This is a genomic window from Mycobacteroides sp. H003, from assembly GCF_001440135.1.
Taxonomy (GTDB): domain Bacteria; phylum Actinomycetota; class Actinomycetes; order Mycobacteriales; family Mycobacteriaceae; genus Mycobacterium; species Mycobacterium gwanakae.
In genome coordinates, this window is the sequence record NZ_LJYL01000009.1 from 214,462 (window position 1) to 239,451 (window position 24,990).

22 protein-coding genes are annotated in these 24,990 nt (G+C 64.3%); 13 read left to right on the top strand and 9 right to left on the bottom strand.

Annotation, left to right across the window (positions count from 1 at the left end):
• Positions 1-28: 28 nt before the first annotated feature.
• Positions 29-580 (top strand): CGNR zinc finger domain-containing protein, encoded by a 552-nt coding sequence (locus tag AOT87_RS01305; protein ID WP_057968669.1) that lies wholly within the window; start codon positions 29-31, stop codon positions 578-580.
• Here AOT87_RS01305 and AOT87_RS01310 read toward each other — a convergent pair.
• From AOT87_RS01310 to AOT87_RS01320, 3 genes are read right to left on the bottom strand one after another with little or no spacing between them, the layout of a single operon-like run.
• On the bottom strand, positions 577-1,713 hold the full coding sequence (locus AOT87_RS01310; protein WP_046252721.1) for a GTP-binding protein: 1,137 nt from the start codon (positions 1,711-1,713) through the stop codon (positions 577-579). The genes AOT87_RS01305 and AOT87_RS01310 overlap by 4 nt on opposite strands.
• A 22-nt stretch (positions 1,714-1,735) precedes the next feature.
• A complete protein-coding gene (locus AOT87_RS01315; protein ID WP_057968668.1) occupies positions 1,736-2,623 on the bottom strand; it encodes a dihydrodipicolinate synthase family protein in 888 nt (295 codons plus the stop codon).
• A complete protein-coding gene (locus AOT87_RS01320) occupies positions 2,620-3,411 on the bottom strand; it encodes an aldolase (RefSeq protein ID WP_046252723.1) in 792 nt (263 codons plus the stop codon). Before AOT87_RS01320 ends, AOT87_RS01315 begins: the two co-directional genes overlap by 4 nt.
• Positions 3,412-3,540: 129 nt before the next feature.
• Here AOT87_RS01320 and AOT87_RS01325 point away from each other — a divergent pair, with 129 nt between their 5' ends.
• Positions 3,541-4,050: an XRE family transcriptional regulator gene (locus tag AOT87_RS01325; protein ID WP_046252724.1), complete on the top strand. Its 510-nt coding sequence runs from the start codon at positions 3,541-3,543 to the stop codon at positions 4,048-4,050.
• Here AOT87_RS01325 and pgi read toward each other — a convergent pair.
• Genes pgi through AOT87_RS01340 form a run of 3 tightly spaced genes read right to left on the bottom strand, consistent with a single transcriptional unit; the run spans position 4,047 to position 6,900 of the window.
• Positions 4,047-5,684: a glucose-6-phosphate isomerase gene (gene pgi / locus AOT87_RS01330; protein WP_057968667.1), complete on the bottom strand. Its 1,638-nt coding sequence runs from the start codon at positions 5,682-5,684 to the stop codon at positions 4,047-4,049. The genes AOT87_RS01325 and pgi overlap by 4 nt on opposite strands.
• 42 nt (positions 5,685-5,726) lie before the next feature.
• Entirely contained in the window at positions 5,727-6,566 is an 840-nt protein-coding gene (locus tag AOT87_RS01335) for a hypothetical protein (protein WP_057968666.1), read from the bottom strand.
• Between the two features lie 43 nt (positions 6,567-6,609).
• A complete protein-coding gene (locus AOT87_RS01340) occupies positions 6,610-6,900 on the bottom strand; it encodes a chorismate mutase (protein WP_030094504.1) in 291 nt (96 codons plus the stop codon).
• Between the two features lie 361 nt (positions 6,901-7,261).
• Here AOT87_RS01340 and pcrA point away from each other — a divergent pair, with 361 nt between their 5' ends.
• Positions 7,262-9,616, top strand: coding sequence for a DNA helicase PcrA (pcrA, locus tag AOT87_RS01345; RefSeq protein ID WP_030094505.1), 2,355 nt, complete (start codon positions 7,262-7,264; stop codon positions 9,614-9,616).
• 57 nt (positions 9,617-9,673) lie between these two features.
• Here pcrA and AOT87_RS01350 read toward each other — a convergent pair whose 3' ends face one another.
• Positions 9,674-10,720 (bottom strand): M23 family metallopeptidase, encoded by a 1,047-nt coding sequence (locus tag AOT87_RS01350; protein WP_057968665.1) that lies wholly within the window; start codon positions 10,718-10,720, stop codon positions 9,674-9,676.
• 422 nt (positions 10,721-11,142) lie between these two features.
• On the opposite strand from AOT87_RS01350, the gene sucC reads away from it, so the two are divergent.
• The 3 genes from sucC to AOT87_RS01365 all read left to right on the top strand — a co-directional run bounded on the left by sucC (position 11,143) and on the right by AOT87_RS01365 (position 14,117).
• Positions 11,143-12,306: an ADP-forming succinate--CoA ligase subunit beta gene (gene sucC / locus AOT87_RS01355; protein WP_030094507.1), complete on the top strand. Its 1,164-nt coding sequence runs from the start codon at positions 11,143-11,145 to the stop codon at positions 12,304-12,306.
• Positions 12,307-12,320: 14 nt separating this feature from the next.
• Positions 12,321-13,223: a succinate--CoA ligase subunit alpha gene (sucD, locus tag AOT87_RS01360; RefSeq protein WP_030094508.1), complete on the top strand. Its 903-nt coding sequence runs from the start codon at positions 12,321-12,323 to the stop codon at positions 13,221-13,223.
• Between the two features lie 291 nt (positions 13,224-13,514).
• Positions 13,515-14,117, top strand: coding sequence for a hypothetical protein (locus AOT87_RS01365; RefSeq protein ID WP_057968664.1), 603 nt, complete (start codon positions 13,515-13,517; stop codon positions 14,115-14,117).
• On the opposite strand, the gene AOT87_RS01370 is transcribed toward AOT87_RS01365, so the two are convergent.
• The gene (locus AOT87_RS01370; protein WP_030094510.1) at positions 14,114-14,962 is read right to left on the bottom strand and encodes an LLM class F420-dependent oxidoreductase; all 849 of its coding nucleotides are present in this window, start codon (positions 14,960-14,962) and stop codon (positions 14,114-14,116) included. The two genes, AOT87_RS01365 and AOT87_RS01370, sit on opposite strands and share 4 nt — an antisense overlap.
• A gap of 120 nt (positions 14,963-15,082) precedes the next feature.
• Here AOT87_RS01370 and sfnG point away from each other — a divergent pair, with 120 nt between their 5' ends.
• From sfnG to AOT87_RS01405, 7 genes are all read left to right on the top strand, one after another.
• Entirely contained in the window at positions 15,083-16,204 is a 1,122-nt protein-coding gene (gene sfnG / locus AOT87_RS01375) for a dimethylsulfone monooxygenase SfnG (protein ID WP_030094511.1), read from the top strand.
• Between the two features lie 114 nt (positions 16,205-16,318).
• On the top strand, positions 16,319-17,332 hold the full coding sequence (locus AOT87_RS01380) for a DUF5336 domain-containing protein (protein WP_030094512.1): 1,014 nt from the start codon (positions 16,319-16,321) through the stop codon (positions 17,330-17,332).
• A 27-nt stretch (positions 17,333-17,359) separates the two neighbouring features.
• On the top strand, positions 17,360-18,691 hold the full coding sequence (locus AOT87_RS01385) for a DUF6350 family protein (protein ID WP_046252727.1): 1,332 nt from the start codon (positions 17,360-17,362) through the stop codon (positions 18,689-18,691).
• A 29-nt stretch (positions 18,692-18,720) separates the two neighbouring features.
• A complete protein-coding gene (gene purN, locus AOT87_RS01390) occupies positions 18,721-19,386 on the top strand; it encodes a phosphoribosylglycinamide formyltransferase (protein WP_046255547.1) in 666 nt (221 codons plus the stop codon).
• Entirely contained in the window at positions 19,383-20,936 is a 1,554-nt protein-coding gene (gene purH, locus AOT87_RS01395; RefSeq protein ID WP_046252728.1) for a bifunctional phosphoribosylaminoimidazolecarboxamide formyltransferase/IMP cyclohydrolase, read from the top strand. Before purN ends, purH begins: the two co-directional genes overlap by 4 nt.
• A 22-nt stretch (positions 20,937-20,958) precedes the next feature.
• A complete protein-coding gene (locus AOT87_RS01400) occupies positions 20,959-22,806 on the top strand; it encodes an ABC transporter ATP-binding protein/permease (protein WP_046252729.1) in 1,848 nt (615 codons plus the stop codon).
• Positions 22,807-23,114: 308 nt separating this feature from the next.
• Positions 23,115-24,350 carry a hypothetical protein gene (locus tag AOT87_RS01405; RefSeq protein ID WP_057968663.1) on the top strand — a complete coding sequence of 412 codons (1,236 nt, stop codon included), beginning with the start codon at positions 23,115-23,117 and terminating at the stop codon, positions 24,348-24,350.
• On the opposite strand, the gene AOT87_RS01410 is transcribed toward AOT87_RS01405, so the two are convergent.
• Positions 24,304-24,906 (bottom strand): DUF1707 domain-containing protein, encoded by a 603-nt coding sequence (locus tag AOT87_RS01410; RefSeq protein ID WP_057968662.1) that lies wholly within the window; start codon positions 24,904-24,906, stop codon positions 24,304-24,306. The two genes, AOT87_RS01405 and AOT87_RS01410, sit on opposite strands and share 47 nt — an antisense overlap.
• Positions 24,907-24,990: the final 84 nt, after the last annotated feature.

A 24,990-nucleotide genomic window follows, 5' to 3' on the forward strand; every position in this document is an offset into this window, starting at 1 on the left:
CCTTGTCGAACCGGTTAATGTGGTTCACATGGCAGAGGATCCTCGAGTGGTGTTCCGGCTGGACAACGCGGTACTGGCCTTCCGTTTCACCGCGACGGTCTTTGACCGCGCCGGGGCGGCACGCGAGCGGCTCACCAACCCGGGGCGGCTGGGGCTGTGGTTGCGGGCCAACGGGTTGAGTTTCTCGGGTGAGCCGTTGACCGAACCGGAGCTGGCAGCAGCCGCGGAGCTTCGCGAGACCATCCACGGTGCGGGTGCGCAGGTCGCGGGCGGCGGCAGGGTCGCACCGGCAGCGGCCCGGGCGTTGAACGCCTTCTCCCGAAACGGAAAGGCGCACCGGCTGTTCGAGAACGGCGAGGCAATCTGGCAGGGCGAGTGTGTCGCGGACGCACTGTCGATCATTGCCGCCGATGCCATTGAGACACTGGGTTCACCCGATCGCGATCGGGTGAAGTCATGCTCGGATGAGCAGTGCCATGGCCTCTACGTCGACACCAGCCGCGCCAATAATCGGCGCTGGTGCAACATGAACACCTGCGGGAACCGCGCCAAAAAGGCTGCCATGAGCCGCCGCGGTTAGTGGGCGTGCATGACACCCCAGGTCGGGAGGGGATCGGGGAAGCTGTGCCAGGTCTCGGGGCCGCCGGCGAGCTCGTCGTCGGTGAGTAGCGCGGATTCCAGGAGATGCTGCACACGAGGCCGATCCAGCCGCACGCCGATGAAGACAATCTCCTGCCCCGGCGTGACCTCGGTGTTGCGCCAGAACTGCGCGGGTTCGATCGTCAGGTTCGGTCCCGCCTGCGACCAGATCGCCGCGATGTCGGGGCGGCTGGCGATCCAGCAGAATCCCTTGCTGCGCAACAGTCCTTGCAGCGCTTCCAGCGCCGCGTTGAGGCGTTGGGGATGAAACGGCCGGTCCGAGCGGAAGGTCATGCTGCTGATGCCGTATTCCTCGGTTTCGGGTGTGTGCCCGTCGGCGATCTCCTCGTCCCAGCCCGGCGCCTGGGCGGCCAACTCGGGGTCGAACAATCCCGTCTGTAGTACGAGATCGAGGTCGACGGAGCCGCCGGTGGAGCGCACGATCGTCGCCGTGGGATTGAGACGGCGCAGTAGTGTCTCCACCATCCCGAGGGTCCGTTCGTTCACCAGGTCCACCTTGTTGAGGATCAGAACGTCGGCGAACTCCACCTGATCGGTGAGTAGGTCGGCGATGGACCGGGCATCCCCGTCGGCGGCGGCCATATCGCGGTCGGCTAGGGCCTCGCCGCGTGCCAGCTCGGGCAGGAAGGTGGAAGCATCGACGACCGTCACCATGGTGTCGAGCTTGGCCACCTGCCCGAGGCTCGTTCCGTCCTCGAATTCCCAGGTGAACGAGGCGGCCACCGGCATGGGTTCGGAGATGCCGGTCGATTCGATGACGAGTTGGTCGAATCGGTTCTGTCGGGCCAGGTTTCCGACGGCTTCGATCAGATCCTCACGCAAGGTGCAGCAGATGCAGCCGTTGGTGAGTTCGACGAGCCGCTCCTCGGTGCGGTCCAGGTGTCCGGTGCCCGCAACGAGGGCGGCGTCGATGTTCACCTCGCTCATATCGTTGACGATCACCGCGACGCGGCGTCCCTCGGTATTGGCAAGGATGTGGTTGAGCAGGGTGGTTTTTCCGGCTCCGAGAAATCCGGAGAGCACGGTTACGGGTAAGAGCTGGGCTGTAGTCACATGTTAATGATAACCATTATCATTAAGGGGTGGACGCCAGGATGCCCTTCAACGTCTCGCGTCCCTCAGAATCCAGCGGTAGTAGCGGGCGTCGCGGATTGCCGACGGCGCGTCCCTGCAGTTCCAGTCCGGCTTTGACGGTTGTCGGTAGGCCCCCCGCCACGATGAACTGCAGCAGCGGCTTAAGTCCCTTATAGATCGACGCGGCGTCCTCATGGCGCCCGGCGCGCACCGCCTCGTAGAGATCCAGGCACGGTTGCGGTGCCAAACACGGTGCGGCGGTGCACCATCCGGACGCACCCGCGTTGAGGGCATCGAGCACCAGCGGGTTGCTGCCGTTGTAGAAGGGCAGCTGTCCGTCGCTGAGGCGTTGAATGCCGAGCATTCGGTTGAGGTCGCCCGTCGACTCCTTGACCATGGTGAGGTTGTCGATGTCGCGGAACATCGAGACCAAGAGCTCGGGCCTCATATCCACGCCGCTGGTGGCGGGGTTGTTGTAGGCCATCACCGGAATGTCGATGGCCGCCGCCACGGAGGCGTAGTGCTGCGCGATCTCGCGGTCGCTGAGTTTCCAGTACGAGACCGGTAGCACCATCACCGCATCGGCCCCGGCCTGCTGGGCATGCCGGGCCCGCCGAATGGTGTTGGCCGTGGTCAGGTCCGAGGCTCCGACAATGACGGGCACCCTCTTGTTGACGGCCGCGACGGTGGTGTCGACCACGGCGTCGAATTCGCGCTCCTCGAGATAGGCGGATTCGCCGGTGCTGCCCAATGGCGCGATGGCGTGGACCCCGTCCTCGACGAGCCGGGACACCAGTTCGGCGAGCCGATCGGTGTCCACGGCGTCATCGGGAAAGAAGGGGGTGACGGGGTAGGCGATGATTCCGTGAAACTGTGGCGTGGATGTCATGCGGTCTTCCTCAGGGTCGCAGGGTGATTGGCGAGTGCGGTGCGGGCGTAGTAGGCGAAGTTGGCAATGCTGCGCCGGGGAGTGAGCGTCCAGTCGTGGGCCTCGCGGGCCAGCCGGTCGGGCAGAGGGGCGATGGTGCCCGCTGCCATTGCGGCGAGCTGCAGCTTGGCGCCCCTCTCGATCAGCACCGCCAGCGAGCAGGATTCTTCGACGGAGGCGCCGGCGACGACATGGCCGTGGTGGGCGAGTAGTATCGCCTTCTTGTCTCCCAGTGCGGCCGAGATGATCTCGCCCTCTTCGTTTCCGACGGGCACACCGGGCCAGTCGGGCAGGAAGGCGCAGTCGTCATACAGTGGGGCGATATCCATTTGCGATACCACGAGCGGCGTCTCCAGCATGGACAGTGCCGCGACATGAAACGGGTGAGTGTGCACGATGCACTGCACGTCGGGGCGGGCCCGGTAGATCCAGCTATGGAAACGGTTGGCGGGGTTGGCCATTCCGGATCCTTCGAGAACGTTGAGGTCCTCGTCAACCAGCAGCAGGTTCTCCTCGGTGATTTCGTCGAATCCAAGTCCTAGCCGCTGGGTGTAGAAGGTGCCGGGCTCTTCGGCGCGCGCGGTGATCTGTCCGGCGAGGCCGGAATCATGCCCGCGATCGAACAGTGCGCGGCAGGTGAGTGCGACCTTCTGTCGTGTGGTCCATTCCGAGTCGGAGAAGTGTGTCTCCATGCTGCGCTCGGCGCGATTCATCAGAGCTGACTTGGTGTCCTGAAGTGTGGTGGCCATTTTCCGTGCTCCTTTCTGATCTCGGGCTGTTCGATCACCACCATATGACACAAAGTGTCATATGGTCAACAGTGTTGTATCGGGTTTGTCATCGGTGGCTAATAGGAACCTTCGTGTCACACTGGCCCCATGACATCGCTGGTTCGTGCGCTGCGCCGGGAACGTGGCCTGACCTTGGAAGAGCTGGGCAACCGCACCGGTCTGACCAAGAGCTACCTATCGAAGGTTGAGCGAGAGCACAGCACGCCATCGGTATCCGTTGCGATACGCATCGCTCAGGCACTTGAGGTCGACGTCAGTCGGCTGTTCACCAACGACGCCCATGAGTCCCGCGTGGTGGTGGATCGCGGCGCCGATGAATGGGATGACAGCAAGTTCCACGCGCTGAGCACCGAGATGCTCGGCAAGATCATGACGCCGTTCCTGGCCAGCCCCTCCACGGAGTTCGCCGAACACAGGTCATCCCACGAGGGCCAGGAGTTCGTGTTTGTGCACCGCGGGTCGATCGAGTTGCAGTGTGAGGACGTCAGTTATGTCCTCGACGAAGGGGACAGTGCCTACCTTGACGCCACCCGCACCCACCGGATTCGCCGCATATCCAAGACGCAGGCGCTGGTGGTCATCGTCGCCGCAACCTAACGGGTTCGGCCCCGCGCCTCACGGTAGTAACGCACCAGTGCGTCGGTGGAGCTGTCGGTCTGCTGGGCCGGGGATGCATCGTCGGTGATGACCGGCAGCAGGGCGATGGCCTGCTTCTTGCCCAGCTCCACACCCCACTGGTCAAAGGAGTCGATACCCCAGACCGTCCCCGCGGTGAACACCTCGTGCTCATAGAGCGCGATCAGCTGTCCTACCGTCGAGGGGGTCAGCTTGCTGGCGAGAATGGTTGTGCTGGGCCGATTTCCGGGCATCACCTTGTGAGGTACGACATGAGGCTCGGTGCCTTCGGCGGCGATCTCCTCGGCGGTCTTGCCGAAGGCCAGCACCTGCGTCTGCGCGAAGAAGTTGCTCATCAGCAGGTCGTGCATGCTGCCCGTGCCGTCGGCCGTGGGCAGATCGTCGGTGGGCTCGCTGAAGCCGATGAAGTCGGCCGGAATCAACCGGGTGCCCTGGTGCAGCAGTTGGTAGAAGGCATGCTGACCGTTGGTTCCGGGTTCGCCCCAGTAAATGTCGCCGGTATCGACGGTCACGGGTGCGCCATCGGCCTTCACCGACTTTCCATTGGATTCCATGGTGAGCTGCTGCAGGTAGGCCGCGAAGCGTGCCAGGTCGTTCGAGTAGGGAAGCACCCCACGTGACTGTGCGCCAAAGAAATTCGAGTACCACAGACCGATGAGGCCCAGCAGCGCCGGCGCATTCTCCGTCAGGGGTGCGGTGCGGAAATGCTCGTCGACCGTATGGAACCCGGCCAGGAATTCACCGAATGCCGCACGTCCGATCACCGCCATGACGGACAGACTGATCGCGGAGTCCACCGAGTAGCGACCGCCGACCCAGTCCCAGAAGCCGAACATGTTCGCGGTGTCGATTCCGAACTCCGACACCAGCTTCGCATTGGTGGAGACGGCCACGAAGTGCTTGGAGACGGCATCCTCACCGAGTGCGTCCACGAGCCAGCGCCGTGCCGCCGTCGCGTTGGTGAGCGTCTCCAGCGTCGAGAACGTCTTCGAGGCGACGATGAACAGCGTTGTCGCCGGGTCCAGGCCGGCGAGTGTGGCCACCAGGTCCGCGGGGTCGACATTGGAGACGAAGTGCGCCGAGATCCCGGCGTCGGCATAGTGTCGCAGTGCCTGGTAGACCATCACCGGCCCCAGGTCCGAACCGCCGATCCCGATATTGACGACGGCCGTGATGCGCTGCCCGGTGGCCCCGGCCCACTCGCCGCTGCGTACCCGGTCGGTGAAGTCGCCCATGGCATCGAGCACCTGGTGCACATCGGCGACAACGTCCTGCCCGTCGACCACCAGCTGCGCGTCGCGCGGCAGGCGCAGCGCCGTGTGCAGGACCGCGCGGTCTTCGGAAGTGTTGATATGCGCGCCGGCGAACATCGCATCGCGGCGCCCTTCGAGATCGGCCGCTTTGGCCAAATCGACTAACAGCGAAAGCGTTTCGCGAGTCAGGCGGTGCTTGCTGTAATCGATGTACAGGTCACCGACCGTCACGGTCAGGTCGGTTCCCCGGGTCGGGTCGTCGGCGAAGAACTCTCGAAGGTGGGTGGAGGCGATCTGCTTGTGATGAGTTTCCAGTGCCTGCCACGCCGCTGCGAGTGTCATGCGACCGAGCCTAGTAGTGGGGCTCGGACGGCGCAGTGCTGCCTACTGGTTGGCGCAGGTCACCCATCGACTGCTGATCCGTGCGAACCCGGCGATACCGGTCTTGGTCTCGGTCTTCCCGTCGGCCGACGCGGTGATCGTCACCCGAGAAGAGGCGGTATCGCCGTTCACGACCGTCTTTTCCACCTTGTCCACGTTGATCTTCAGATCATCGGGCTGGCCTTGGAGGTCCTCGTCGGTGATCTTCACGCAGGACAGCGCGTTGAGCACGTCGAGATCCTTGGCGCCCAGCGCGGCATAGAACGCCTTGAGCACGTTCGTCAGCTCACGCTCCTCTTCCTTGGTGCCCTCGCGCGGCACCGACGACGGGGTGGGGCCCGGTACCGAGATGCTGGTGGTGGCCGTCCCGGTGCCCGTTGTGGTGGTGGCCGTGGTTGGCGTGGCAGAGGTTGAGCTTGCGCCGCTGGTCGACGTGCTGGCGGAGCTGGTGGTGGCGCTGCTCGTGCGGGTCCGCGACTTCGTCGTGGTCGTCGTCGTGCTGGTGCTGGGCGCCGCAGGGTTCACCAGAGGGACACCGAGCTTGACGGTCGGTCGAGACTGGGGTGTGTCCTCGATGGTCCGGTTGTTCTCGACCCAGAGACCCGCCGCAACTGCCGTCACCGCGACGAGGCAGACCGCCAGTACCCCGATGACAATCTTCGTGGCGTGCCTGGCGACGAACCGGCGCGTGGGCGTTGGCTCGGCGGCCACGGCCGCCTCCAGCTCGTAGTCCACCGATTCACGGTCGCCATCTCCGGTCGTGCCGTCCTCCGGGGTGGGCTTGTCCGCGGCGACGTCATCCGCGGCATCAGGCTTATCCGCACTCTTGTCTTGGTCGCTCAACGGATCCCTCCCTCATCGCCGATCCCCGCTGGGATGCGTCGGATCAGTGTCCCAATCTGCCGCGACCCAGACGCAGCAGCAGCATGGCCAGGGTATGGCCTTCCTGGCCGAGTTCGCTGAAGCGCTCGAGAACCTTCATCTCGCGACTGTGCACAAGGCGCGGGCCACCCGAGGCCATCCGGGCCTTGCCGATTTCACGGGAGACCTCCGTGCGGCGCTTGATCGCGGCGAGGATCTCCGCGTCGAGCCGGTCGATCTCCTTGCGCAGCTCATCGATGTCCGGCGCGGGCTCGGCAGCGTTGTTGGCGGCGTTCTCGGTCATTTGAGTAGTCATTCTGTCTCACACTTTCTCTTGGAGCGGTTCGATCCGCAATGCCGCCCCGGAATCCGGCCTCACAAGAGAGGAGCCCCGTAGTCCGGTAGCGGACTGCGGGGCTCGTGAATCGGCTAGACCACGGGCACCGGAGTCCGGTACCCGTAAAAAAATCGCTCGTGGTGGTCAAGCACATCAAAGAGTGTAGCTGACGTGCGATGAACGCCGATGCGAAGAGCGTCAGGCCAAGATTGTCCCTCGTCAGCGGTAAGTTAGATCGGTCATGGCTACACCTGATTCTCTTCGCTCCAGCGGTTCATCGGCCCTCCCCGAGCCCGCGCTCTTCGACATGCCCAGCGACTCGAGTTCGCACAGCGATGCCTTGCTCGATGGCCTGAATCCGCAGCAGCGGGCCGCCGTCGCACACCAGGGGACGCCGCTGCTGATCGTCGCCGGCGCCGGGTCCGGGAAGACCGCGGTGTTGACCCGTCGCATCGCTTACCTCTTGGCCGAGCGTGACGTGAGCCCAGGTCAGATCCTGGCCATCACCTTCACCAACAAGGCCGCCGCCGAGATGCGCGAGCGCGTGGCGAACCTCGTGGGCCGACGTGCCAACTCCATGTGGGTTTCGACCTTCCACTCCAGCTGCGTGCGCATCCTGCGGAACCAGGCTTCGCTGCTGCCCGGATTGAACTCCAACTTCTCGATCTACGACTCCGACGACTCCCGGCGGCTGCTGCAGATGATCGGGCGCGATATGAGCCTGGATATCAAGCGCTACTCACCACGCCTGCTGGCCACCGCGATCTCGAACCTGAAGAACGAGCTCATCTCACCAGAGCAGGCGGTGGCCAACCTCAGCGTCGACGACGATGCCGGTGAGCTGCGCCGAATCGTCGCCGACGTGTACGGCGAATATCAGCGGCGCCTGCGTGCGGCCAATGCCCTGGACTTCGACGACCTCATCGGTGAAACCGTGGCCGTGCTGCAGCAGTTTCCGCAGATCGCGCAGTTCTACCGCCGCAAGTTCCGGCACATCCTGGTTGACGAGTACCAGGACACCAACCACGCCCAGTACGTGTTGGTCCGTGAACTAGCGGGTGCGCACGTGGACCGCGCGGTTGATCCGGACAGCCCGGAACCGGCGGAGCTGTGCGTGGTGGGCGACGCCGACCAGTCCATCTACGCGTTCCGTGGTGCCACGATTCGTAACATCGAGGAATTCGAGCGCGACTATCCCAACGCGAAAACCATTCTGCTGGAACAGAACTATCGATCCACGCAGAACATATTGAGTGCCGCCAACGCTGTTATCGCCAAGAACACGAACCGCAGGGAGAAGCGGTTGTGGACTGATTCCGGTGAGGGCGAGCTGATCGTCGGCTACGTCGCGGACAACGAACACGACGAGGCGTCGTTCATCGCCCGGGAGATCGACGGACTTTTCGATCGCAGCGACGCCAACTACGGCGACGTCGCGGTGTTCTATCGCACCAACAACAACTCCCGGTCGCTTGAAGAGATTTTCATTCGAACCGGTATTCCGTACAAAGTCGTTGGGGGAGTGCGGTTCTACGAGCGTAAAGAAATTCGCGACATCGTCGCGTACTTACGAGTGCTGACCAACCCGGGTGACGCGGTGAGCCTGCGGCGAATCCTCAACACCCCGCGCCGGGGTATCGGGGACCGTGCCGAGGCGTGCGTGGCCGTACACGCCGAGACCGCCGGGATCGGTTTCGGGGAGGCGCTCGCGGACGCCGCCGCGGGCAAGGTTGCCATGTTGAACTCTCGCTCCGAGAAGGCAATTGCCGCTTTCATGGACATGCTGGACGAGATTCGCGCCACGTTGCGCACCGACCCTGGGGCACTGCCCGATATCGGAGATGTGGTGGACGCCGTGCTCAACCACACCGGATATCGATATGAGCTGGAGAACAGCAGCGACCCGCAGGAGTTGGCGCGACTCGACAACCTCAATGAATTGGTCAGTGTCGCACACGAATTCAGTGCTGATGCGGCCAACGCCCAGGCGGCCGGTGAGGATCTGCCGGTCGACGACGAGGACGTCGGCGCGCCCCCGGGAAGCCTGGAGGCGTTCCTGGAACGGGTGTCGCTGGTGGCCGATGCCGACGAGCTGCCCGAATCCACCGCCGGTGTGGTCACCATGATGACCCTGCACACGGCCAAGGGGCTGGAATTCCCGGTGGTCTTCGTGACCGGCTGGGAAGACGGCATGTTCCCGCACATGCGCGCCCTCGGTGATCCTGTGGAGCTGGCCGAGGAACGCCGGCTCGCCTACGTCGGGATCACGCGCGCCCGCCAGCGTCTGTACCTGAGTCGGGCCAAGGTGCGTTCATCGTGGGGGCAGCCCATGATGAATCCGGAATCGCGCTTCCTGCAAGAGATTCCGCAAGACCTGATCGACTGGCGGCGCACCGATCCGCTGCCGGGCCGTATCGCGACGGGCGCCGGAAGCTACGGCGGCGGTGGTTACGGCTCCAGCGGATCACGCGGAGGATTCGGCGGTGGCGGCGGATCGTTGGGTGCTCCCTCCAAGAAGCGCACCAAGCCGCTGCTGGTGCTGGAGCCCGGTGACCGCGTGAGTCATGACAAGTACGGGCTGGGCAAGGTCATGGAGGTCACCGGTGTCGGCGAGAGTGCCACATCGCTTATCGACTTCGGCAGTGACGGACGTGTGAAGTTGATGCATAACTTCGCGCCCGTCCAGAAGCTCTAGAACAAAAAACACCGGGTGTGAGCGTCGATGCTCACACCCGGTGTTGAAAGCTATGTATCAGTCGCCGAAGCGGCTGAAGGTGATGCCCTTGTTGGCCAACCAGCCCTGCGGGTCGATGCGCTGCGAACCACCCAGCAGCACTTCGAAATGCAGGTGCGGGCCGGTGGAGTTACCGCGGTTACCGATGGTGGCGATGCGATCGCCCGCCATCACGCGCTGACCCACCGATACTTCCCACGTGTTGATGTGGCCGTACAGCGTCACGGTGCCGTCCGAGTGACGGATCTTGACCCAGGCGCCGTAACCAGCGGTCGGGCCCGTCGCGATGACGACGCCGTCGGCGGCGGCCACGATCGGAGTGCCGATGCTGTTGGCGATGTCGATGCCGCCGTGCAGCGCACCCCAGCGGTATCCGAAACCGGAGGTGAAGGTTCCGTTGGTCGGCATCACGAAGCGCGGAGCCAGCAGACGCTTCTCGCGGTCCGCCCGCTCAGAAGCGAAGGCGGTGGCCTTCGCCAGCTGCTCGTCGGTGATCGAGGTGTCGGTGGCCAGCGGAGCGGAGATCAACTGCGGTCCGTGGGCGGCCATCACAGCTGCGGAGCTACCCAACGCGAGACTGTGATGATCGGCGGCCGTCGCGGCATCGTGCTCGCTGAGGGCGGTGTATCCGGCGGCGGCAGCGGCGCCGGCGGCCATGGCCGCCAGGGCGATGCGTGTCTTGCCTACCTGGCCGATCTCGCGGCGGCGATGAACGCCTCCGCTGCTGATCCGGGGCAGCTTGTCGGTGGGGGTGTCACGGGGGTCCCTGGTGCGTGCCGCGGAGGCGGCGAACCAGTCCGCGGTGGCCTCGATGGAGGCACGAATCCGATCGGACTCGTCGGTGTCTTCTTCCCAGTCCTGCTCGATCTGATCGAGAGCGGTCTGTTGCTCGGCCTCGGCGCCCTCTTCGGGAGCGTCCTCGTAGACGTCGTAGTCCTCGAGCTCTGGGCGCTCTAGAGCGTCACTCAGGCCGAACTCGTCGATCGGCACGATGTTGGTGATCTCGTTCTCGGTCGGTGCCGTGCTCCGACCACCACGCGTGCGTGTCGTTCGATGCTGTGTCAAAACCCTGCCAGTCTTCCGTTCGGCGTCACGACTTAGCGTGACCAAAACGTGATCTAACCCAAGAGAAGGTAACGGTTGGGCAAGGGGAGTCGCAACTCAATGCGTGGAAACGCATATAAATGTGACTTGTGTCACGAAGTCGCTGATAGGGCTCCCGAGCCCGGGCATCGTTGCCGAATCTCGCCGGGGCTACCTCACCACAGATCACGGCCGTATGGCGACCCCTCGTGACCGAACTGAAACCGGTTACAGATGCGTTCGAGTCCTGCCGGGGGATGGCCAGCGGGTGAATTCTGCGGGTGACCAGGTGGTGAATTCGGCCACTTACTCAGAAGTAGTGAGGGGCCTCGCTGTGGCCTTGGCTACAGTCCCTAGTGCAATAGTGCCGACCCGACGTTCGACGAGGAAGATGGGCTAGCTAGATGGATTTATTCGAGTACCAGGCCAAGGAGCTGTTCGCTAAGCACAACGTGCCGACGACCCCGGGCCGGGTTACCACCACCGCCGAGGATGCCAAGGCGATCGCCGAGGAAATCGGCAAGCCAGTGATGATCAAGGCACAGGTCAAGGTCGGTGGACGTGGCAAGGCCGGTGGCGTGAAGTACGCCGCCACTCCCGATGACGCTTTCACTCACGCAGAGAACATCCTGGGCCTGGACATCAAGGGCCACATCGTTAAGAAGATCCTCGTCGCCGAGGCCAGCGATATCGCCGAGGAGTACTACATCTCCTTCTTGCTGGATCGCGCTAACCGCACCTACCTGGCTATGTGCTCGGTCGAGGGCGGCGTGGAAATCGAAGTGACCGCCGAGGAGAACCCCGACGCGCTGGCCAAGGTGCCGGTCGACGCGGTCAAGGGCGTTGACCTGGCTCTGGCGCGCGAGATCGCCGAGAAGGGCAAGCTGCCCGCCGAGGTGCTGGACTCCGCCGCGGTGACCATTCAGAAGCTCTGGGAGGTGTTCGTCGGCGAGGACGCCACCCTGGTGGAGGTCAACCCGCTGGTGCGCACCCCCGACAACCAGATCCTGGCGCTGGACGGCAAGGTGACCCTGGACGGCAACGCCGACTTCCGTCAGCCCGGCCACGCCGAGTTCGAGGACAAGGACGCCACCGATCCGCTGGAGCTCAAGGCCAAGGAGCACGACCTCAACTACGTCAAGCTTGACGGCCAGGTCGGCATCATCGGTAACGGCGCGGGTCTGGTCATGTCCACCCTGGACGTGGTCGCCTATGCCGGCGAGAACCACAACGGTGTGAAGCCCGCCAACTTCCTGGACATCGGCGGTGGCGCATCGGCCGAGGTGATGGCCGCCGGTCTCGACGTCATCCTGGGCGACTCTCAGGTCAAGAGCGTCTTCGTGAACGTGTTCGGTGGCATCACCGCATGCGATGCGGTGGCCAACGGCATCGTCGGAGCCCTCAAGACCCTCGGCGACACGGCCAGCAAGCCGCTGGTGGTCCGTCTCGACGGCAACAAGGTCGAAGAAGGACGGGCGATCCTGGCCGAGTTCAACCATCCGCTGGTTATCCAGGCCGAGACCATGGACGCCGGTGCCGACAAGGCCGCCGAGCTGGCGAGCAAGTAAGGGAGCTTGAATCAATGTCCATTTTCCTGAACAAAGAATCCAAGGTCATCGTCCAGGGCATCACCGGCGGTGAGGGCACCAAGCACACCGCGCTGATGCTCAAGGCCGGTACCCAGGTCGTGGGTGGCGTCAACGCCCGCAAGGCCGGAACCACCGTGTCGCACAAGGACGCCGACGGCAACGACGTCGAGTTGCCGGTGTTCGGCAGCGTGGCCGAGGCCATCAAGGAGACCGGCGCCGACGTGTCGATCGCCTTTGTGCCGCCCGCGTTCTCCAAGGACGCGATCATCGAGGCCATCGACGCCGAGATCCCGCTGCTGGTTGTCATCACCGAGGGAATCCCGGTGCAGGACAGCGCATATGCATGGGCCTACAACGTCGAGAAGGGCAACAAGACCCGCATCATCGGGCCCAACTGCCCCGGCATCATCACCCCCGGCGAGGCCCTGGTGGGTATCACCCCCAACAACATCACCGGCACCGGTCCGGTCGGTTTGGTGTCCAAGTCCGGCACCCTGACCTACCAGATGATGTACGAGCTGCGCGATTTCGGTTTCTCGACCGCCATCGGCATCGGCGGCGACCCGGTCATCGGTACCACCCATATCGACGCCATCGAGGCGTTCGAGAAGGACCCGGAGACCAAGATCATCGTCATGATCGGCGAGATCGGTGGTGACGCCGAAGAGCGCGCGGCCGACTACATCAAGGCCAACGTGTCCAAGCCGGTCGTCGGTTACGTCGCGGGCTTCACCGCCCCCGAGGGCAAGACCATGGGCCACGCCGGCGCCATCGTGTCCGGCAGCTCGGGTACCGCCCAGGCCAAGAAGGAGGCCCTGGAGGCCGCCGGTGTGAAGGTCGGCAAGACGCCGTCCGAGACTGCCAAGCTGGCTCGCGAGATCCTGCAGAGCCTGTAACGGTTCTTTACGCGAGGGCCCCGACCGGATTTCCGGTTGGGGCCCTTGTTGTTTCGCCGACCGCATACCTGGTGCGGCTGATTCAGGCCTGGGCGCCGCGTACGGTATGCGCTCGCGCGCGGTCGCCTGCCGGTGAAATTTGCTCCGCGGCAGGGTAATTCGCCCCTCTGAAGACAATGAATCTCCTGGCAGACGATATTCGGTTTCATTCAATGAGATTGTGTGACCTACGCATGAACAATCGGATGACGGGGCGCTGTCACCCCTGGTGACCGGCTACCTTCTCGGTTCGTGGGCCTCTTGTTTGACACATCCGGACTGGTGCCGACTGCTGACGGTTGGTACGACCCGGCAACCGGCGATCAATTCTGGGTCTCGGAATCGCGAGGCGCCTATCTGTCGGTGCCGTTGGAGGATCTGGACGTGGTGCGCCGCGCGCTCGTCGAGGCTGTGCTCACGCGACGCGCAGGAGTCATCGAGGCCTACATCGTGGGCGTCGATAGATTGCCGGGCCTGCTCTACGTGGTGAAGGTTCCGAAAACTGATGCCCCACAAGGACTCACCTTCATGGCCTCGATAGTTGTTCCCCGCGCGCATTCATATGCGATGGTTTGCGGGGCATTCGCGGAGGGGCCGGTGACCGGGCTGCGTGAGGCGGCCGTGCTCGAGGAGCTGTTGGCGGCCGGTGGTCCGTCGTCGAAAATGTGGCCGCCGCATCCCTACGCACCCGATCTGGAGCCGGGTATTCCGTACAACATCGCCGACGAAATACGTTGGGACATCAGGTTCCCTGACCACCCGCTGTCGCGCCTGCGGCGATGGGTGGCAAGGGTGACGCCGACCATCAGTGTGGAACAGAAGTTCGCCGCGCTGCCGCCGTTCTCGGTGCCTTAGGCGAACGCGGCCAGTTTTCCGGACAACCGCTCGATGTACGCCCGCACCTCTTCCTCGGAGCGGTCGGGCATCCCGAAAATCGCCTCGGTGACGCCCAACTCGCGCCAGGCGGCGAGTTGTTCGGGGTCCGGCTTGCCGGCCAGTACGTAGATCAGCGGATCGCCCTCACGGCCTGCCGCCGTCCATTCCGCTTTGAGTGCCACGATCTTGCCGGTGATGTCCTCGTCGCGTGGGGTGGACATCCAGCCGTCGGCGTTCTTGGCGATCCACTTGAAGTTCTTCTCGGTGCCGCCCGCGCCCACGATCACCGGCACATGCTTCTGCACGGTCTTGGGCCAGGCCCAGCTGGGGCCGAAATTGACGAATTCGCCTGAGTAGCTGGCCTCTTCGTTCTCCCAGAGCTTGCGCATCGCCTCGATGTACTCGCGCAGCATGGTGCGGCGACGACCCGCGGGAACGTTGTGGTCGGCCAACTCGTCGGTGTTCCAGCCGTATCCGACACCGACGGTGACCCGTCCGCCGCTCATGTGGTCAAGGGTGGCAATCGATTTGGCAAGGGTGATGGGATCGTGCTCGACGGGGATCGCGACTGCGGTCGCAAGCCGGATCTTTGTTGTCACCGCACACGCGGCGCCGAGGGACACCCAGGGGTCCAGGGTGCGCATGTAGCGGTCGTCGGGCAGTTCGGCGCCGCCGGTGCCGGGGTGGGCGGCCTCGCGCTTGACGGGGATGTGCGTGTGCTCGGGCACGTAGAAGGTGCTGAACCCGCCGTCCTCGGCGGCCTTGGCGGCGATGTCCGGCGAGATGCCGCGGTCACTGGTGAACAGAACGAGGCCGTAGTCCATCCACCAATTAGAACGTGTTCCAGTTTTGTTGTCGAGGGTGGGGCTCCAAATGGTGCCGGGAACGGATCACGGTGAGTAAGACGGATGACCGTCCGCAGGGTTCGCTGTTTGCATAACTCCATGACGACCGAACGGATATCCGACCACGTCAAATTTGCGTACTGGGTCCCCAATGTCAGCGGTGGCCTGGTCACCAGCACCATCGAGCAGCGCACGGACTGGGGCTACGACTACAACGTCACGCTGGCACGCACGGCCGAGAAGAACGGCTTCGAATACGCGCTCACCCAGGTGCGTTACGAGGCCAGCTACGGCGCCGAGTACCAACACGAATCCACCAGCTTCTCTCTTGCTCTGCTGCTGGCCACCGAGCGCCTCAAGGTGATCGCCGCCGTCCATCCCGGACTCTGGCAGCCGGGCGTGCTCGCCAAGCTGGGCGCAACCGCCGATCACCTATCCGGCGGTCGCTTCGCCGTCAACGTGGTATCCGGATGGTTCAAGGACGAGTTCACTCACTTGGGCGAACCGTGGTTAGAGCACGACGAGAGGTACCGCCGAAGTGGCGAATTCCTTCAGGTGCTGCGCAAGATCTGGACCGAGGACGACGTCGACTTCCGGGGCGATTTCTATCGAATCCACGACTTCACGCTGAAGCCGAAGCCACTGCACACTCCCGAGCTGTTCCAGGGAGGCAACTCCACGGCCGCGCGGCGCAACGGCGGCCTCTATTCCGATTGGTACTTCTCCAACGGCAAGGACTTCGCGGGCATCACCGACCAGATCGTGGAGGTCCGTGACCACGCCCGCACTGCCGGCCGCGAGGTCAGCGTCGGGCTCAACGGCTTCATCATCGCCAGAGACACCGAGGCCGAAGCGCGCGAGGTCCTGCGGGAAATCGTCGCGAAGGCCAATCGCCCCGCCGTCGAGGGCTTCCGCGCGGCCGTTCAGCAGGCGGGCTCGGCCACCGGCGACAAGAAGGGCATGTGGGCGGATTCCTCGTTCGAGGATCTGGTGCAGTACAACGACGGATTTCGTACCCAGCTCATCGGAACCCCGGAACAGATCGCCGAGCGGATCGTCGCCTACCGCCGACGGGGTGTGGACCTGATCCTGGGCGGCTTCCTGCACTTCCAGGAGGAGATCGAATACTTCGGCGCCAAGGTGCTGCCACTGGTCCGCGAGATCGAGGCAGCCGATGCTCAGGAAACCCACAGCGAATATCGCGTACCGGTTTTGAGCTAACCGATGTGCCTCGGCCGTGTCTGGCCTTGTCTGCGTCCGTACCGACGCCGGGTGCAGTAGCGTGGAGGCGATCCACCCCGAGACCACGACCGAAACCGTGATGTAGGAGATGTAATGACGTATTCGACCGGTGGGCCCGGATACCAGCCCGCGCAGCCGTCCAATCCGTACGGCACCCCGTCCTTTGTGGCCGAGCCCAACACGGGCGCGCTAGGGGTTTACCTGCCCGGTGGTGTCCTGGTGCTGAGCCTGATCGGCTTCATTGCCGGCTTCGGGCCGTTCTACACCGGGAAGGCCAGCTCGGGGACGTCGGGAAGCTTCGGCGGATTCGACCTGCTGGCGCTGTCGCCGGTCTTCGGCTTCGCTCAGTTCGCGCTGTTGCTCGCCGGTCTGACCGCAGGAGTCTCGCTCCTCTCCGGCAAGGACGACAAGCAGGCGCCCGTCGCCATCCTGTCGATCGTCGGATTCCTCTTTGTTCTCGGCGGCCTGTTCGGCAACCCGTTTGCGGCCGCCTTCGGTGAGGTCGGTATTGGGTGGGGCCTGATCACGCTCGCCGTGGTGTCCGGCCTGCAGGCCGCAGCCGCCGTGTATGCCCTGCTCAGCGAGGTCGGCGTGGTCAAGGCCAAGACTGCCTCGCCCGCAACCAATCCGTTCGGTAGCCAGTACCAGCCGCAGCAGAGTCAGTACTACACCCCGGCGCAGCAGCAGCCCCAGCAGCAACTGCCCAAGCAGGGGCAGGGCTACGGTCAGGCCGGTGCTCAGGGGTACGGCCAGCAGCAGAGCTTCGGCCAGCAGCCTGCTCCGAGCTATGGCCAGGCCAGCGCTCAGGGGTACGGCCAGCAGCAGCCCACGCCTGCCGCCCCGCCGTCGTACGGTGGCTACGGTCAGCAGCAGCCGCAGTCTGCGCCTCCGACCCCGCCGCAGGGCTTCAGCAGCTCCGGCTTCACTCCGCCGTCAGCGCAGCCGACCCAGCAGGCCGGATCCTCGCAGCCGACCCAGCAGTACCCAACCTTCGGTGGTGCCAGTGGTCAGGCTCCCGGAGGCGAGCAGGGCGGCGCGGGCGCTAGCAGTGGTTCGTCCTCTGCCAGTGGTGACGATCTGTTCGGCACCTCGCGTCCTTCCAACTAAGACCGTGTTTACTGCCGTGATCGGCGCGTGAATCAAACCTCGCGCGCCAATCCCGCACAGGCTCGCGCACTGCTGACGGTTGCCTTTGGCCCGTCAGCAGTTGCGTTGGTCGTCATTGCGGCAATCGTCTTGGTGCAGTTGGTAATTGCCAACAGCGATATGACCGGGACGTTCGGTGCGGTGGCCAGCATGTGGCTGGGCACCCACCTGGTACCCATCTCGATCGGTGGGCGAGTCATCGAGGTGCTGCCGCTGTTGCCGACGGCGGCGATGGTTTGGGGCGTTGCCCGAACGGTCGCCTCGACAATCGCACCCACCGCTTCCTGGTACGTGATTCGGTGGGTGATCGCCTCGGCACTGGCCGGCCCGCTCTTGATGACGGCGATATCGCTGGCGATCATTCACGACGCATCGACGGTTCTGACGCAGCTGCAATCACCGAATGCCTTGCGCGCATTCGGTTCTGTCCTCGGAGTCCATGCCGCCGGTGCGATTGTCGGCGTATTGCTGCGGGTCGGCAGGCGGCTTGCGGTGCTCCTACAGCTGCCGTCATGGCCAATGGACGCGGCTCGCGGCGCTGTCGCCGGGGTGCTCGCACTCTTCGGGCTGTCCGCGGCCGTGACCGCGGGGTCTTTGGTGGTCCATTGGGCGACTATGGATCAGCTGTACTCGGTCACCAACGATTTCGTGGGTCAGCTGAGCCTGACGTTGTTGGCGATCCTCTACGCGCCCAACGTCATTCTGGGTGGCTGCGCCCTGGCGGTCGGATCAAGCGCGCATGTGGGTACCGCGGCCTTTAGTGCGTTCGCTGTTTTCGGTGGACAACTGCCGGCGGTGCCGATCCTGGCAGCGGTCCCCACGCCACCTCTCGGTCCCGCGTGGGTGGCCCTGATGATCATCGGTGCGGCGTCCGGAGTGGCCGTCGGTCAGCAATGCGCGCGCCGACCCGTTCCGTGGCCGACGGCGATCCACAAGGTGGTCACGGCGGCGCTGCTCGCGGCAACATTCCTGGCGATCGCCGGAAAGCTTGCCGGCGGGCAGCTGGGGAACTTCGGACGCCTGGGGATCGATCAGGGCACGTTCGGCCCCGGGGTGTTCTTCTGGTTCCTGGTCATCGGCCTGTTGACGGTGTTCATGCTGGGCGGAGCCACCCGTCTCCCGGCTAAAGCCCGGCCAGAGCCCGAACCGGAACCAGCGCCAGCACCGGAACCGGAAACGGAGCTAGAACCCGAACCGGTGCCCGAGCCTGAGCCGGAACCCGAAGCCGAATCAGAGGTGGAAGCCGAACCGGACCCGGAGGCACCGGCCCAACCCCCAGCCGAGAGTGACTCCAGCGACCCTCCGGAACAGGCCAAGTGACCAGTCCGGCTACGCTCAGCGGCGTGTCGGTGTCGGATTCTCCTCGCGCGGGTGGCTCCTCGGAGCCCAAGTCGCCCGTTGAGATCGCCCCATCTGCCCCGGCGCGGGTCGTGGTCCTGGCGTCCGGCACTGGAAGCCTGCTGCGTTCCCTGCTTGACGCGGCGACGGATGACTTCCCGGCCCGGATCGTCGCCGTAGGTACCGACCGGCAATGCGCCGCCGTCGATATCGCCACCGGCGCGCAGCTGCCCAGCTACACCGTGCGGCTCTCGGACTACGACTCCCGTGAACAATGGGACGCCGCCATCACCGACGCCACGTCCGCCCACCGGCCCGATCTGGTGGTCTCGGCCGGATTCATGAAGATACTTGGGCCACGGTTTCTTTCACAGTTCTTGGGTCGGGTCATCAATACCCATCCCGCGCTATTGCCGTCCTTCCCCGGCGCGCATGCCGTCCCCGACGCGCTGGCGCATGGGGTCAAGGTCACCGGTTGCACGGTGCACCTGGTCGATGACGGGATGGATACCGGGCCGATCCTTGCCCAGCAGGCCGTCGCCGTGCATGGGGATGACGACGAGGCCAGCCTGCATGAACGCATCAAGGTGGTGGAACGCGCGCTGCTGGTAGATGTGCTGGCCGCGGTGGCCACCAGAGGTTTGATTTGGAACGGAAGAAGGGCCTCCATCAAGTGAGTACGCAGCGACCCGTACGGCGGGCATTGATCAGTGTCTACGACAAGACCGGACTGGAAGAGCTCGCCAGCGGGCTGCACGCCGCCGGTGTAGAACTGGTATCCACCGGATCGACCGCGAAAACCATTGCTGCCGCGTCAATTCCGGTGACACCTGTGGAAGAGGTCACCGGGTTTCCGGAGGTGCTGGATGGCCGGGTGAAGACCTTGCATCCGCATGTGCACGCCGGCGTCTTGGCCGACACCCGCCGCGAGGAGCACCTGACCCAACTCGAGGAGCTGGGCGTCAAGGGCTTCGAGCTGGTGGTCGTCAACCTGTACCCGTTCGCCGCCACGGTGGCCTCGGGCGCGTCCGAGGACGAATGTGTCGAACAAATCGACATTGGTGGCCCCTCGATGGTGCGTGCCGCTGCGAAGAACCACCCGAGCGTCGCGGTGGTCGTGGACCCCGCCTCATACGGTGCGGTCCTGGCTGCGGTCGATGCCGGGGGATTCACCCTGGAGGCGCGGAAGATTCTGGCGGCCAAGGCGTTCCGCCACACCGCCGAGTACGATGTGGCGGTCGCGGGCTGGCTGTCGTCCGTGGCGGAGCCCGAGGGCGCCCAGTTGCCGTCATGGATCGGCGGCACGTGGAATCGTTCTGCGGTGCTGCGTTATGGGGAGAACCCGCACCAGCAGGCGGCCCTGTACACCGGCGCCGCGGGGCATGGTCTGGCGCAGGCCGAGCAGCTGCACGGAAAAGAGATGTCGTACAACAACTACACGGACGCCGATGCTGCCTGGCGCGCCGCGTGGGACCAGGACAAGGCCTGCGCGGCCATCATCAAGCACGCCAACCCATGCGGTATCGGGGTGTCGGACATCTCGATCGCCGATGCGCATCTCAAGGCACACGAATGCGATCCGTTGAGTGCCTTCGGCGGCGTGATCGCGGTCAACCGCGAGGTGAGCGTGGAGATGGCCGAGCGGGTCGCCGACATTTTCACCGAGGTGATTGTGGCGCCGGGCTACGAGGACGGCGCGGTGGAGGTGCTGAGTCGCAAGAAGAACGTGCGTCTGCTGCGCGCGGCGCCGCCGCAGTCCGGGTACACCGAGTGGCGACAAATCAGTGGTGGCCTGCTCGTGCAGGAGCGCGATGCGCTCGACGCCGAGGGTGACGATCCGGCCAACTGGACGTTGGTGGCCGGCGCCGCTGTGGACGAGGACACGTTGGCGGACTTGGCTTTCGCCTGGAAGGTGGGGCGGGCCGTCAAGTCCAACGCGATCGTCGTGGCCTCCGGCGGCGCCACCATCGGCGTCGGAATGGGACAGGTCAACCGGGTAGACGCCGCCAAGCTGGCGGTGTCTCGTGGTGGGGATCGAGTCTCCGGCGCGGTAGCGGCCTCGGACGCCTTCTTCCCGTTCCCCGATGGCCTGGAGGTGCTGACGCAGGCCGGAGTTCGAGCGATCGTGCATCCGGGCGGATCCATGCGCGATGAGTTGGTGACCGATGCTGCTAAGGCTGCGGGAATCACGTTGTACACCACTGGAGCACGTCACTTCGCCCATTAGGGCGCAACGATAGGGAGAGCCCATGGTTCAGCCCAGTTTGGATTGGCCGGGCGAGCCATTGCGCTCTCTGGTGTGGACGCTGCAAGCCTGGGCGGTCACCATGGTGGTATTCCTTGCGGTGGCTTTCGCTATCGCCCGGTTTACCCAATGGGGACAGCAATTCTGGCGAGTCAACGCGCCCTTCTTCCGGGGGCGTGACAGTTGGCGCACGTGGGCATTGCTGGCATTCATCATGTGGCACACGGTGTACATGGCACGCGTGACGGTGATCTTCACGTACCAGTACAAGGACCTGATGAATGCGCTGCAGGTTGGCTCGGAGGCGCTCGTCACCCACAACTCGGCTCTGCTGGCCGATGCGCGCCAGGCGTTCTTCACCTCATTCGCGATCAGCGGCATTCTCGTGGTGCTCACGGTCACCTATACGGTGGTGGACTTCTTCCTGCGCAGAGTGTTCGCCATCCGGTGGCGGGTGTGGCTCAACACACGGCTCGTTGACGACTGGATGAGCAAGGATGCCTTTTACCGCAACCGTTTTCTGGATGTTCCGGTGGAGAACCCCGACCAGCGGATCCAGATCGACATCGAGACGCACACCACCAAATCGGTGGATCTGACGCTGGGTGCGGTGAACAAGACACTGCTGATCGTCATGTTCACCGGGGTGCTGTGGCAGCTCTCGGGTCCACTGTTGTTGTGGGGAATCGAGATCCCTCGAGCCATGGTCTTCATCGCGTTCGTTTTCTCGATCACGGTGACCGTTATCGCATTCTGGATCGGCCGTCCACTGGTGCGGCTGAACTTCTTGAACGAACGGTTCAGCGCGAGCTTCCGGTACGCGCTGGTGCGGCTGCGCGATAGCTCCGAGCGGGTGGCCTTCTATCGGGGCGGCGAACGTGAACGACGGCTGCTGCATTCACGTTTCGGCGAGATCATCGCCAATATGTGGCGCATCGTGTACGCACAGCTGCGCCTCAACGGATGGAACCGCGGTATCGGCGACGTGACCACCGGCATGATTCCGTACATCGTGCAGGCGCCTCGATTCTTCACCGGGCAGATCAAAGTCGGTGACCTGTTGCAGACCGTCGCCGCATTCGGAAACGTCTGCGGCGCAATGTCCTTCTTCCGAGACAGTTACGACGAATTCACCGTCTACCGGGCTGCGCTCCTGCGTATCGATCAGATGCTCGATAGCGATCATCGCGCCCGTGAACTGCCACGGATCAACGTGACCGGCGCCGACGACGCCCTGATACTCACCGATGTCCAGGTCCGCGATCTCCAGGGGCTGGACATGATCGCGGACCTCAACCTCACGCTGACCGCAGGTGACAGTGTCGTGGTCAAGGGTCCATCGGGCTGCGGGAAGACCACCTTGCTGCGCAGCCTGGCGCAGCTGTGGCCACAGGCCTCCGGACTGGTCGAGCGCCCCGACGGGTGGGCGACACTGTTCCTGCCGCAGCTGCCGTATCTGCCATTGGGCAACCTGCGCGAAACCGTGGTGTATCCACTTCCCGTGGAGGATGTTTCGGACGAGGAGCTTATGCAGGCGCTGCGCGATGTCTCGCTCGGGCACCTAACCGAGCGGCTGGATCAGGAAGCCGACTGGGCCGCCGTGCTCTCGCTGGGGGAGCAGCAGCGGGTGTCCTTCGTCAGGGTGCTACTGGTGCGCCCGACGGTGGTGTTCCTCGACGAGTCGACCTCGGCGCTGGACGAGGGGCTGGAGGATGCGATGTACGCACTGGTGCGGGAACGGCTACCCGAGTGTGTGGTTGTCAGCGTGGGACACAGGTCGACGATCGACCGTCACCACCGGTCGCGGTTGCAGCTGACCGGCAGCGGCGCATGGGAGCTCTCACCGGTGTGAATCGAGCCGGGCGGGAACTTTCGGCCACGACCGCGCGACTGATCTAATGACGGCGTCTGTGGGCTGGGCGTACGTCCACCGCGGTGGCTCCACGCGACGGATGCCAGCACGGTGCCTGTGATGAGTTCGGCAGTTAACCGTTCGAAGGAAAGGAACCGCCATGCGCGAAATCGCTGTTGAGATCGTTGTCGAGGACGAAGAGATCGTTACCGCAACGGAAATGGTTGCCAGCCACTAAGAGTGGACGCCGGGCGTGCATGGTCGTCCCCCGGCTATGCACGCCCGGACGCAGCCATGGAGGCGAAATAGTGTTCGTCGAAGACCCGCGCTGGCGTCAGTTTGTCCGGGAGTGGGCCCCCGGGTATGAGGAAACGGTCTTCCTCCCCGGATTGGTGACAGACCCGAGTGTGATCAGCGGCCGGATCGCCGCGGCGGTGGCTACGGCGACCATTGCAGGTGGAAAGGGGTTGCGACTACGCGGATTCCGGGGCAGCGAATTCGATTTCAAGCTCACCGAGCGGCTTGCCCGCACCGCGCCGCAAGGCGCGCAGCCGTTGACCGAATGGCTCGCCGAGAACTCCGATGACCGTCCGGCATGCGTCGCCATCAACGACATCTCCTCATGGGATCTGGGCCTCGGCGCGTTCGCTCAGACCCTGGTGCGCAGCCTTGTTCCGGGACGAGATCTGGTGTCCGGCGCCGATATCTACACGTTTATCGCCGATGTGGAATGGACTCCCTTCGGGATACACAAGGACGACGAGCCATCGCTGATCTTCCATCTGGGCCCCGGTGTCAAGGACCTCTGGGTGTGGCCCGCCGATGGAATCGACCACCACCAGTTGTTCGAGAACCCGTCGTTGGGCAAGGTCTCGTTTGACTTCGACCGACTGCTGCCCGGCGCGCACCGCTACACCCTGACCCCGGGTGACTTCATATGCATTCCCCGGGGGCGCTATCACCTGTTCCGCAACGCCGGCCCCTCTGTATTCCTGGGAGTTACACTCTTCCCGCCCAACATCCGGAAGTCATTCTCGGACTGGATGATCGACCATTTCGGTGCGCGGCTCGACGCAGCACACGCGCCGCGCAGCTTCGATGACGTCCGCCGGCTGGTGCTCGACACGCTCGGCGACCCCGAGGCCATATCGGGACTGGCGACAACCATGGAACTGGCGGCGGCCAAGCAGCGCACCGCCGGGTATCTGCGGCCCCCGAAGGTGGCGGCCTTGCGTACCGACGATCCCCCTGCGGGTGTCCCGCTCGGCTGGGCCTACCCCGCGGTGGTGCAATCGATCGCCGGTGCGGATCGGACCCATCTGGTGGCCCGTGGTCCCGACATAGCGTTCGGAGGCGTGGTGAATCTTGACGGACTCCTAGCGCTGGCCGGCGAGTTCACCCTGAATGACCTTGATGCCGTCCTCGCATCAGCGCTGGATGTCGATCGGCGCCGTCAGATTGTGAATACGCTGTGGCGCTTCGGTGCTTTGGATGCCGTCAGCGCTCTTCCATCGACTCGCGACGCTTGCGCCGCTTCCGCTTGACGTTTACCCCGCCCCACAGTGAGAACCCCTTGACGGTCACATGTGGTGCGCCCTGTACCCCGGTGCCGCTCGCGGAGTGATCGAAGCCACCCATCACGGCGACACCCCTGACATCCACATTGACCTCTGGAGGCAAGAGGATCGTCTGGCCACCCATGATGGAGAACGAGCGGATCTCGACCTCGTTGGAGGTGAAGTCGGCGTAACGCAGGTCCAGCACGCCGCCACCCCACAGCGCGAATGAAGTGAGCTTGCCAGGCACGTTCCAGCGGCCCCGTCGTTCAAATCCACTCATGATCGCCATCAGCACCGTTGATGGTGCTGGCTTGCTGTCTTTACCTCGAACCTGGGCGGTAGCGACCGCGGGCAGGTCGGCGCTGAGCTGATCAAGCTCACCGTATGTGTTTGCCGAGTACACCTTGGTGAGGCGGTCCTCGAATTCGGAGAGCTCCAGCCGCCCCTGCGCCGCTGCGTCGGATAACAGCTGCGCGACACGCATGCGATCGGCGTCTGCGGCCCGCATCGATGCGGTAACCCGCTCAGGGAGGTTGCTCATCACCGCCGAGCCTACGACGAACGGCGCTTAAAGGCACGCGGTTCATTCGTGTTGCTCAGCGCACTACACGCGTAGTGCCGACTG

What these genes read in the sequence shown, in the direction of transcription:
- AOT87_RS01305 (WP_057968669.1), top strand. Translation starts at nt 29, where the DNA reads ATGGCAGAGGATCCTCGAGTGGTGTTCCGGCTGGACAACGCGGTACTG.
- AOT87_RS01315 (WP_057968668.1), bottom strand. Translation starts at nt 2,623, where the DNA reads ATGACATCCACGCCACAGTTTCACGGAATCATCGCCTACCCCGTCACC.
- AOT87_RS01320 (WP_046252723.1), bottom strand. Translation starts at nt 3,411, where the DNA reads ATGGCCACCACACTTCAGGACACCAAGTCAGCTCTGATGAATCGCGCC.
- AOT87_RS01325 (WP_046252724.1), top strand. Translation starts at nt 3,541, where the DNA reads ATGACATCGCTGGTTCGTGCGCTGCGCCGGGAACGTGGCCTGACCTTG.
- pgi (WP_057968667.1), bottom strand. Translation starts at nt 5,684, where the DNA reads ATGACACTCGCAGCGGCGTGGCAGGCACTGGAAACTCATCACAAGCAG.
- AOT87_RS01340 (WP_030094504.1), bottom strand. Translation starts at nt 6,900, where the DNA reads ATGACTACTCAAATGACCGAGAACGCCGCCAACAACGCTGCCGAGCCC.
- sucC (WP_030094507.1), top strand. Translation starts at nt 11,143, where the DNA reads ATGGATTTATTCGAGTACCAGGCCAAGGAGCTGTTCGCTAAGCACAAC.
- sucD (WP_030094508.1), top strand. Translation starts at nt 12,321, where the DNA reads ATGTCCATTTTCCTGAACAAAGAATCCAAGGTCATCGTCCAGGGCATC.
- AOT87_RS01370 (WP_030094510.1), bottom strand. Translation starts at nt 14,962, where the DNA reads ATGGACTACGGCCTCGTTCTGTTCACCAGTGACCGCGGCATCTCGCCG.
- sfnG (WP_030094511.1), top strand. Translation starts at nt 15,083, where the DNA reads ATGACGACCGAACGGATATCCGACCACGTCAAATTTGCGTACTGGGTC.
- AOT87_RS01380 (WP_030094512.1), top strand. Translation starts at nt 16,319, where the DNA reads ATGACGTATTCGACCGGTGGGCCCGGATACCAGCCCGCGCAGCCGTCC.
- AOT87_RS01400 (WP_046252729.1), top strand. Translation starts at nt 20,959, where the DNA reads ATGGTTCAGCCCAGTTTGGATTGGCCGGGCGAGCCATTGCGCTCTCTG.
- AOT87_RS01410 (WP_057968662.1), bottom strand. Translation starts at nt 24,906, where the DNA reads ATGAGCAACCTCCCTGAGCGGGTTACCGCATCGATGCGGGCCGCAGAC.